The organism is Moraxella sp. CTOTU49803, assembly GCF_032097965.1.
In the GTDB taxonomy this organism is placed as follows: Bacteria; Pseudomonadota; Gammaproteobacteria; order Pseudomonadales; family Moraxellaceae; genus Faucicola; species Faucicola tetraodonis.
Map to the genome: position 1 here is coordinate 1 of NZ_DAMCJP010000013.1, position 9,804 is coordinate 9,804.

The 9,804-nt window shown below is 37.4% G+C and carries 10 protein-coding genes; 5 read left to right on the forward strand and 5 right to left on the reverse strand.

Annotated elements, in window-relative coordinates; genetic code table 11:
• Nucleotides 1-250: 250 nt before the first annotated feature.
• Together RT422_RS10630 and RT422_RS10635 are read right to left on the reverse strand one after the other, a co-directional pair.
• Nucleotides 251-1,771 carry a hypothetical protein gene (locus tag RT422_RS10630; protein ID WP_284035318.1) on the reverse strand — a complete coding sequence of 507 codons (1,521 nt, stop codon included), beginning with the start codon at nucleotides 1,769-1,771 and terminating at the stop codon, nucleotides 251-253.
• 12 nt (nucleotides 1,772-1,783) lie between these two features.
• On the reverse strand, nucleotides 1,784-2,125 hold the full coding sequence (locus tag RT422_RS10635; RefSeq protein WP_284035319.1) for a hypothetical protein: 342 nt from the start codon (nucleotides 2,123-2,125) through the stop codon (nucleotides 1,784-1,786).
• Nucleotides 2,126-2,417: 292 nt separating this feature from the next.
• On the opposite strand from RT422_RS10635, the gene RT422_RS10640 reads away from it, so the two are divergent.
• The 5 genes from RT422_RS10640 to RT422_RS10660 are packed head-to-tail and all read left to right on the forward strand — an operon-like array spanning nucleotide 2,418 to nucleotide 8,271.
• Entirely contained in the window at nucleotides 2,418-3,449 is a 1,032-nt protein-coding gene (locus RT422_RS10640; RefSeq protein WP_284035320.1) for a nucleotidyltransferase, read from the forward strand.
• Nucleotides 3,450-3,457: 8 nt separating this feature from the next.
• A complete protein-coding gene (locus tag RT422_RS10645) occupies nucleotides 3,458-5,149 on the forward strand; it encodes a ThiF family adenylyltransferase (RefSeq protein WP_284035321.1) in 1,692 nt (563 codons plus the stop codon).
• The gene (locus RT422_RS10650; RefSeq protein ID WP_284035322.1) at nucleotides 5,128-5,646 is read left to right on the forward strand and encodes a Mov34/MPN/PAD-1 family protein; all 519 of its coding nucleotides are present in this window, start codon (nucleotides 5,128-5,130) and stop codon (nucleotides 5,644-5,646) included. Before RT422_RS10645 ends, RT422_RS10650 begins: the two co-directional genes overlap by 22 nt.
• 3 nt (nucleotides 5,647-5,649) lie before the next feature.
• Complete coding sequence (locus tag RT422_RS10655; RefSeq protein ID WP_284035323.1) at nucleotides 5,650-7,266, forward strand: SAVED domain-containing protein; 1,617 nt, start codon at nucleotides 5,650-5,652, stop codon at nucleotides 7,264-7,266.
• A gap of 33 nt (nucleotides 7,267-7,299) precedes the next feature.
• Nucleotides 7,300-8,271 carry an IS481 family transposase gene (locus RT422_RS10660; protein WP_284035324.1) on the forward strand — a complete coding sequence of 324 codons (972 nt, stop codon included), beginning with the start codon at nucleotides 7,300-7,302 and terminating at the stop codon, nucleotides 8,269-8,271.
• Between the two features lie 15 nt (nucleotides 8,272-8,286).
• On the opposite strand, the gene RT422_RS10665 is transcribed toward RT422_RS10660, so the two are convergent.
• Genes RT422_RS10665 through RT422_RS10675 form a run of 3 tightly spaced genes read right to left on the reverse strand, consistent with a single transcriptional unit; the run spans nucleotide 8,287 to nucleotide 9,516 of the window.
• Nucleotides 8,287-8,901 carry a recombinase family protein gene (locus RT422_RS10665; RefSeq protein WP_284035325.1) on the reverse strand — a complete coding sequence of 205 codons (615 nt, stop codon included), beginning with the start codon at nucleotides 8,899-8,901 and terminating at the stop codon, nucleotides 8,287-8,289.
• Between the two features lie 43 nt (nucleotides 8,902-8,944).
• Nucleotides 8,945-9,277 (reverse strand): endoribonuclease MazF, encoded by a 333-nt coding sequence (mazF, locus tag RT422_RS10670; protein WP_284035326.1) that lies wholly within the window; start codon nucleotides 9,275-9,277, stop codon nucleotides 8,945-8,947.
• Complete coding sequence (locus RT422_RS10675) at nucleotides 9,274-9,516, reverse strand: AbrB/MazE/SpoVT family DNA-binding domain-containing protein (RefSeq protein WP_284035327.1); 243 nt, start codon at nucleotides 9,514-9,516, stop codon at nucleotides 9,274-9,276. The genes mazF and RT422_RS10675 overlap by 4 nt, the downstream gene beginning before the upstream one ends.
• Between the last annotated feature and the right edge of the window lie 288 nt (nucleotides 9,517-9,804).

Sequence of the window (9,804 nt, forward strand, 5' to 3'; positions counted from 1 at the left end):
GTCATTCGTTTGCTCATGCTAAAACTCCTTATTGTTAGTTTATAAGAAATTCTACCTCTGAGCTGTTTTATTTTAGGGGAGAGTTACAAAGTTTAGTTATACGGATTTGACGGCAGGGGTCAAAGCTATTGTTGGATGTTTTTCAGGGTTGATTTGGATGGATGCGACATTACTTGTCGCATGCAACCTAAGGAAGTTGCATGCGTTTTGAGCAGGTATGAAAAAAACTATTCAGAACTATAATTATTTGTCATGAAAGTGGTTCAATGGTATTAGATAAAAATACTTGAAACTTTTTAGGTAATGTTAATAGCTCATCATAAGTATTTAGGTTTGCATTCTTTACATAGCTAACTAACGTTTCATCAATACGAGTTTCCCAACTTGCGATCCGTTGGTATAAATATATAGCTTTTTTCTTGTCTTTAGACATAACTACCCTTAATGCAAGCTGATAACGCATTACCCAATATAGTAAAATTGATTCTGGGTAGTTTTCAAATGAGAAAACAGTGTCATTAGTCTTTGACTTGTCAAGATCTGTAGAACCTTTTTTAAGAATAGCAGTTATAGAGGACGGTATATTTCTGCCTCCGAACACAAATGATTCTATTTTGATATTGCCTATAGCACTATCATGAATGATTACTGCCTTTAGTATCTGCTTATTCTGAGCCGGGAGAGCAGTTGTTCCGTTCATCTTTCTCGCTAGAATATATTTTTCAATAAAGTCCGTTTGTTTATCGACTGTTTCGCTAACTGATTTATCATAGCCTAGTAAGTAAGGAATAACGTGCTTATCCTCCCAAGTCTTGCATTTCCCACCTTGAAACGATTGCAACTCTAAAGGAGTTTCACAAACTAGCTTAGCTAGTAATTCGTTTGATGATTTGCGTGCTATATACTCTTTCAGTGAGATCAAGTTATAGAGTAAAAAGTCTAAACGTTGCGTTAATTGATTATCGACACTTTCGAAAATATAATGAAAAGCACTCTCTAAGTTGCTATCAACTATCTTATTCAAGTTAGCCATTTGTCCACTGGCCTCATAATGCCCGACAGCGTTGTTAATACATTCAACATAGTCTCGTGTACGCGTAGAGATTAGATCAGCAATAGCTGGTAGATTTGTTTCAATTAACCTAGCTTGCTCTAAGTACTCTTTTGGCATAGAAAAAGTTAGGTGCCCTAAAAGTTCTGCTAATAAAGCGGTATTCTCATAGCCTTTACCTTTTGCTTCACGGTAAGGGAAAGACGCCCTAAATTCGAACTGCATTTTGCTTTGCTTATCTACATTAAGGAAGTTAAAAAACTGATTGCTAAATTGTCTGCAAACCCTATAAAACAACGTAATTATCTTATATGCTAAGCTTTTATCTGCTTTAAGAAAGGTTTCAAACGGTATGCCTATAAGTTCTGAAACATTACGCTTAATATTTTTAACTAAATCTTCAGCTGATCCTCCATATTCATCTTCGAGGTAGCTGTAGAGGTCTTCTATGTCCAAGTTTTTGATAGGGTTTGGATTGCCAATTTCATATTCAGAAGTATATATTTCTTCCTTCTGTGCTTTGGTTAAGTTAGAGTGATAAATGGACTCAACAAGATAGTGATTCCCTTTGTTTGATAAAATCCTTGAACCTTTGACTGTACGCTGTTGGAGCTTTTCACAACTAGTCATAAGTGTTTTTAACTCTTTAATATCAGGTTCTTCAGCTTCCAGCTTCATTATTCCTGCTTCAATCAATGCACATTTGATAGCAATATTCATAGTATTTCCCCTTTAATTATTCAAATTACAGCTAAGGCCATTTTGTTGTAATTCTGATGGCAGATTGTCACGAGTTTGGTCTTCAATCAAAGCAGTTGCTTGAGATTTTGTAATGCCTACCTTGGTTTGCGCATCTGTATATAACATAATAAAGGCATCTACATGAGTTTCAGTATACTCGTTACCACTTTTGCTATTTTCCGTAAGTTGGACTGCTATAACTTTCTTGGGCACACCTTTAGCATACATTTTACCTGCACGCTCTATGGTAGTGCCTGCACGTGAGGTAGAAGTGCTTACCTTATCAAGTAGGTCAATCGTGGTGTCTGAAATTTTTTTAATATGAGTTGTCATATTGGTCTCCATTGAAGTTGCAATTGTTGGCAAATGCCAATGGAGTTATACTAATGAAACTTATCTCTCACCGTAAGGGCAGTTTTTTCTTAATTTTGAGGTCTAGAGCTAGAGTCATGTCAGATATTGGGTAAATGCTACTTGGCTTAATTCAGCGCTCAGTATTTTACAGTGAATTCTATTCTTTACGACACGAGTTGACGCTTTAAACTATTTGTGTCTATCAATTGATATCGTTGCTTGATATATTCTATAACTATCAAAACTTAACAATTATTGAGAGGTAACGTATATGGCAGATTTACAAAAGCAGTTTCTAGCATTTCATGATGCTATTAAATTAGGTACTTACGAAGGTAAGCACGCGAATGGTGTGTTACGTGAAAAACGTGACCTAATCATTAATCAGCTTAAAACGAGTTTAAAAGCTAAAAAAGACGAGGGCTATCCTCAGTATGAAAGAAGCTTCAACCAAGGAAGCTATGCTTTAAATACGGGCATTAAACCTGTAAGAGACGGAGATTATGATATCGATGTTGGTGTATTACTGGACTGCCATACAGAAGACTATAAACCGGTCGAATTAAAAGAGTTAGTCGCAGATTGTATTAAGCATAATAACCGGACAGTAGAAGTGAGCCGCTCATGTGTGACAGTGACATACATGAAGGATGGCAAACCAGATTACCATGTTGATTTACCAGTTTACGCTAAGTCTAGTAACGCATACGATGATACATATTATCTAGCCAAAGGTAGAAAAGGATTGGCTGAGTCTAAGCGAGTTTGGCAGGCAGCGGATCCCGAGGGTATCAATTCATTAGTCAATGATTTATATAAAGATAATGATACCTATGAAGATAACGGCTCTGATCAACGTAGACAGTTTCGTAGATGTGTACGCTACTTAAAAAGATGGCGCAATCATAAATATGTGGGTATCCATAGCATTGGATTGACTATAGCAGCATATCATTGGTTAGAACCGGATGTAGATACCCAAAATGATGGAGAGGTTTTACTGAGTTTAGTTGAAACTATCCTGAGTAATTTTGATTACTTTGGTCGTCTCAGCATTAATCTACCTATAACACCCGGTGGTGATTTGCTAAAGTCTGTTAGTGATGAAGATATGGCTACCATTAAAGAGCGTTTTGAAGCACTGAGAGATAATTTACAATCAGCTGTCGATGAGCCAGACGCGCATGAAGCCAGTAAGACCTTGAGAAAAAGTTTTGGTGATGATTTTCCGATAGCTGCCAAAGTTGATAAGGCTAAAAAGAGTATCGAAGCACCGTATGTGAGCACTGGATCATCAGCATAGGTAATATAATGACAATTAATGATGGCTTACAGCAAATCTTTGAAAACTATATTCGCTCTATTGGTGGTAAAAACATTGAGAGTGAGGATAAGAAAGATAGTTTTATAGGCATTGGCTTTGATTTAGATATTCATGGTCAGACAATCCCTTTATCAGTCAAATATGTTGATCAAAAGCGCTGGCTATTGCTGCCCACAGTGTCAGTTGCTCAGTGTAATTTACCAGCATTAGATCATGTGGGTAATAATGGCTTGATATGTGTTACAGATCATCAAGGTGAGATGTTTGATAGCGGCGACTTATTTGGTCTTTTCAAATATGTTGTAGATACGGCTATAGACATTCTTACGACCTCTCTTAAGTCATATCAAGCTGGTAATAGGATTGCTCTATACGAAGAAATTGATGGTTATAACCAGACAATCATGTCAGATGCACCAGTTATCGTTGCGACACACGATCCAACTCAATCTGACAGTTTATATGCGTGGTGTATTAATTGTACGAGACAACGTAATACACCTCAGTTTTATCACATTAAATATTTAGTAGATGGTGCGAGCAAACATCCACCTAGCTCTAGCCCTTATACTGCTATAAAGGTAACTAAGATATCCTTACCTCGTATCGAGGATTTTGTTATTCCTAATCTTTTTGAATCATTTGATGAAAACTGGTGGAAGCAACAAACATCAAAATTCAGTAAAAATCAGTTGAATAGCTTACAGAAGAAAAGTAATTTTAAAATTGTTCTCTTAGAGATACCTACACCCAAAATGCATACATACTTGGTCATTTCCTACTATCAGGATATGACTTCAAATAAATATCGCAATTTTAAGGCTCAAACTTTACAGCGTGGCTGGCGCGAATACTTACTTAATCGTACTGGGGTTGAGTCTCAATTTTCAAGTAAGAAAACTGTTGTGATAGCTGGCTGCGGTTCAGTTGGATCAAGAGTTGCAGAGATACTGGTTGAGTCAGATATCGATAAGCTAATACTGGTTGATTATGATGATATGAAAACTGACAACGTTATGCGGCATTACCTTGGAATACAAGATGTTAACCAGTCAAAGGTTAGTGCCCTTAGAAATCGTCTGCAACAAAACATACCTGAGTTAGAGATAGTAGCTTACAAGACTAATATCTTAAACTGGCTCATTAGTCAAAACAGTGAACAGCTATCTGAAATTCATTCTATAGTGTTAGCTACAGGTCACCCACCAACAGAACTCGAAGTGTGCCGACGCTTATATACATATGATACCAGTGTTCATGTTGCATCTGGTTGGCTAGAAGCTTACGGATTGGGTGGTCATGTTTTAGGATTCAAAAGTAATAACGATGCCTGTTTGAAGTGTCTTTACTATGATGACGATGGCAATTCTTCAAATTATATAAAGACCAGTTTGTTTAGTAATTCTTCTGGCATAGTTCTATCGAAAAATATCACTGGCTGCGCTGGAGCGTTCACAGCATATGCTTCAGTCCACGCTATGAAAACAGCAGTGATTATAGCTGAGTTCGTGATTGAACTTAAAACTGGATTACAATCGTGGTGCGCTACCAATAAATTACCGATTGACTATGGCTTAGAAGCTACTAAGTATCATGACAAAGCTCTACAAAACGGTGGTTATTATTCACAGTCATTAAGCTCTATCAAGGTGGCAGGATGCTCATGTTGCAGTACCTAAACAACCGCATCGTATGGAAGGAAAATGATAAAGCATACGATGGCGCAATATCAGAGTCTGTAATAGCCGCTTGGTTCGGTTTTAGACAATCGCACGTAAGATCAAAGGAAGCTGGCGGTATATTATTAGGCAGATACTATCCAGATAGTCATACGATACTGGTAGACGACTTAACGACGCCCATGTTTAGAGATAAGCGTACTCGCACTACTTTCTTTCGTTCCAAATCTCACGATAAAGCTCTGAAAAAATATTGGAAAGACACCAAAGGTTTTGGTGGTCTTCTAGGGCTATGGCATACACATCCTGAGCCAAAACCTAATCCATCTAATACCGACTTAAATGATTTAGCCAGTCAATTCACTAGCTCTAAATACCTATCAGAACGTATTTTGTATGTCATCGTTGGTACGAGTCATATTGGCTTTTGGATTGCCTACTCTCAAATCTCTAGAATATTTTTAGGCTATTTACCTTTTTATAATAAGGACGATTGAAAAATGACTACGAATAACCTATCTGCGAAAACTCAGACTTTGCATGATCAATCCTTAAATAAAACTATATTTACCGACCTTGAGTCAGCCAAACAATATCTCGACCATCTCAAAGGTATAGGACTACAATGGGATCATGTTGGCTTCCTTTCAGACGCAAGCCACCATAACTTACTGACATTGTTGTTCAGTAATGGTGAGTTGATTGATGTTTTTAGATTTTCTCTGATAGATGACCATAATTACTTATTCATTCAATACCTAAGTGAAAATTTTGAAATAAAAACGAATTATAAAATCTCGGAAGTTGAAGTTTTTGAAGCTAAGAGTATAAAGCAGAAAAATGATGTTATGTCTTTATGGTCTAATTGTCTGCAAAGCTCATACCCTGTAACTAACGAGTCGTTAAAAGATTTTGTAAATGATCTAATTTTGAAAATTAATGATGGTGGTAGAGGGGAAAATTTTGATGTCTATCTTAAGCGTAAAGTTATGGATGATAGTCATGGACGATGTATGTTCAGAGGGTGTGGACAACGCTTAGATGTTGATGGATTAACTGGTTATGAGGGTAACTACGGTTATTTGGCTCATAATATTGCGTCCTCTACTAAGGGCCCTAGAGGAGCACTATATCTATCACGTTTATTATCCAATGATGCTAGTAATATTTTGCTGCTGTGTGATATACATCATCGCTTAGTAGATAGGATTGCAAGCTCATATTATCCAGCACCATTATTAACTAAAATGCGTGAAGAACACGTCTGCTTATGCAACAAGTTACTTGATGCTCTAAATTATACGCCAGTTGATATTTTCTTTATTCCTTGGGGCGTAAACAGTCAACATGTAGAAAAGCCCAGTTCGGTGGCGATATCAAAGTCCCTAAGTGTGTTTGAACATAGAGCATCAGACCATATTATTAGTGTGAATTCTGGTGCAAGTGAGTCAATGGATACTGATAATAGTTTTGAAGAGAATGCTTCAAGGAATATCGAGAAATGTGTTAATAAAATTCATGATCGAACTGAAGGATCTGGTGCTGCAGTATTCGTCTTAGGTCCGACTTTTGCTTTAATAGGTTTTGGTGCGAAGTTTGGTAATAAGTCTAAATTAATGCCAATGCTGCGTTACAGAGATGCTAGTAGTTGGATGTGGCCTGGGGTGCAGCCTAGAGAAGATGCCTTTATCATTGACGAGCCAGAGATTGACTCAGGGCAATCTGAGGTTATTGTTAGCGTCAAACTAACTGCTCCCGCAGCGATGATTGATTCAACAATCGACCATCTTAATCAACAAGTCCAAGACAAGCTTCCAGTAATAAATATATATCCTCCTAAAACTTATGGATACGGTAATGGCGCAATAGCACATCCACTTGAAGGTGAAAAACTAGCTAATAGGCTTAAGGAAATTTTCACTAACTTAAATCAGAAGCATGGTATTAAAAAAATACATCTATTGGTTTGTGCCTCAAATGCGGCCTGTGTATATATTGGCCAAGCTGTAGAGAGATTTCAGCCTGAATTTATAGTCTATGACTATGGAACCGAGATGATGGAGCCCAAACTTAGAATATACAATGATGGGAAGACTACGGTCATTGAAAGTGTATGATTCATAGAGATCATTTCAATATAATCGGAGACTATGAACAAAGAAATTCAACAAAGACTCGGATGGATTAAATTATTTGAAGACACGAATGATGCTGGTCTAGTTTGTCGTAGATGTGGTATTTCCAGACCAACGTTACGCAAGTGGTGGAAGCGATACTCTAAACAAGGTATTGAGGGTTTGGCAAGCCAAAGTAAGCGTCCGCTTAAATCACCTAATACCAAAGTTAATCAACACATTGAAGATTTATTATTACAAATGCGGTCTAGTAGAAACCTCGGAGCTAGACGTTTGCAAACGGAACTAATGAGGCTTCATCAAATATCCTTATCTTTGGCGACGATTCATAAAGTATTAACCAATCACCAAGTCAAACCGATTAAGAAATTTCGTCGTAAGGCAGATTACCTACGGTATGAACGCCCACTACCAGGAGATAGAGTCCAAATGGATACCTGTAAAATAGCATCTGGGCTTTATCAATACACCTCAATTGATGACTGTACTAGATATCGGGTACTTAGGCTCTATAACCGCCGTACGGCAGCCAATACGCTGGATTTTTTAGATTGTGTGATTGAGGAAATGCCATTTCCCATTCAAAGAGTACAAACCGATCGTGGACTTGAATTCTTTGCTGAAAAGGTTCAGAAGAAAATGATGGAGTATGGCATCAAATTTAGACCCAATAAACCAGGGTCGCCACATCTCAATGGTAAAGTTGAGCGTTCTCAAAAGACTGATAAAACTGAATTCTATGCAACCGTAGATATCACGTCCAAAAACCTTCAGGACCAATTGGCTGAATGGCAGCATTACTATAATTGGCTAAGACCACATTCAGCCTTGAAAGGAAAAACACCGATTGAAAGGTATTTTGAATTAAACGAGGAAACGCCTTTTTCTGATGAGGTGCAAAACCAATATAATCCATCAGATGAACGTATTCAAAATGCCAATTATAAAGTGGATTTAGAGATGGCCAAATTGAAACGATCTCTATGAATCATACAAATTATATTAAGACGAATTATCAGATTTTATCAAATCCACCCCTGCCTTTTTCAACTCCCCTTTCGCTGTTACATAGTGATAAAGCGTACTACTGGGAATATCACCCAGCTCTTTACAAATTGCTGGAATACTTTTGGTTTGATCAGCCATCAGATGCTGGGCATATTTAAGTTTCTCAGCCGTCATAATTCTCGGTCTCCCACCTTTGCGACCACGAGCACGAGCTGCTGCAATACCTTCTTTCACCCGTTGACGAATGATATTACGCTCCATCTCGGCAAAGGCGGCTTGAATTTGCAAAAAAGCTCGACCTGCAGGGGTGGTTGTATCCATCGGTGAGTTAATCGCTTTAAAACCAATCTCTTTTTCAGCTAGTTCATCAATCAGCTTTATAAGGTCACTGGCTAACCGCCCTAGCCGATCTAAATCCAAAACAACCAATACATCACCTTTTCTTAAATAATTGAGACAATCATCCAACCCTTTCCGCTGGGAATTACTGCCCGATGCTTTGTCTTCAAAAATTCGTTCACAGCCAATTTCTTTTAAGGCGTCAACCTGACGATCCAGTAATTGTTTCCCTTCCGATGTTGACACTCGGGCATAACCTATCAAACTCATTTTTAATTGTTATCCTTATTTTGCTTGTCGTCATCAGCTTGATCTAGGAAATGTCCATTAGCAACCCAATTTTTTGTTTAATTGTCTCAAGCTCAGCTTGACTGACATTGCCTTTATGCTTTGCATTACGTGCTTTCCAATCCAAACTTTTAACTTGATCTGATAAGGCAACATTTTGCGGTGTACCTTCAATGGTGACTTCAAACGGATAGCCTTTGATTTTGGTGGTTAAGGGACAGCAAATTAGTAAGCATGTGGCTTGGTTATAAGCTTTGGGCGTTAGTACCACAGCAGGACGATGACCTGCTTGTTCATGGCCTGCTTGGGGATCAAACTCTAGCCAGATAATATCGCCAACCTCAGGTACATAACTCATAGCAATTCCTTACCGACAGGCTGACCAAAGTCAATTTCGCTATGTAGATTGTTTGGGGTGATTTGACCTAATAATTGTTCTAAGGTTTCTTGAGAGTCTATAATCGGTTCAATAATAATCCGCCCTGCTTCGGCTCGTACATCGACCTTTTTTTCAGCACTCAAATTTAACTCGGTTAAAATACCTGCAGGAATTCTAACCCCAATACTGTTACCCCACCTTCTCATCGTGACTTGCATTTTTTTCCTACCTAGCGTTTGATAAATAGTCAAACTTGATTATACATTGTATAATTATACTTATCTAGTAATAAAATTAATCACGATAAATAATATTTTACATATCTTATCATAATTAGATTTATTTGGCTTTATCGTGAAATAAAGATAATAAAAAAGCGCTGAATTGGCGCTTATTTACAAACTCACGAAAAACAATAGGTTGTCGGGATTATGTAAAACTCATCTATTAAGTAAACATTTGTTAGATTAATATAAAATATAAAATATAAAATATAAAATATATAA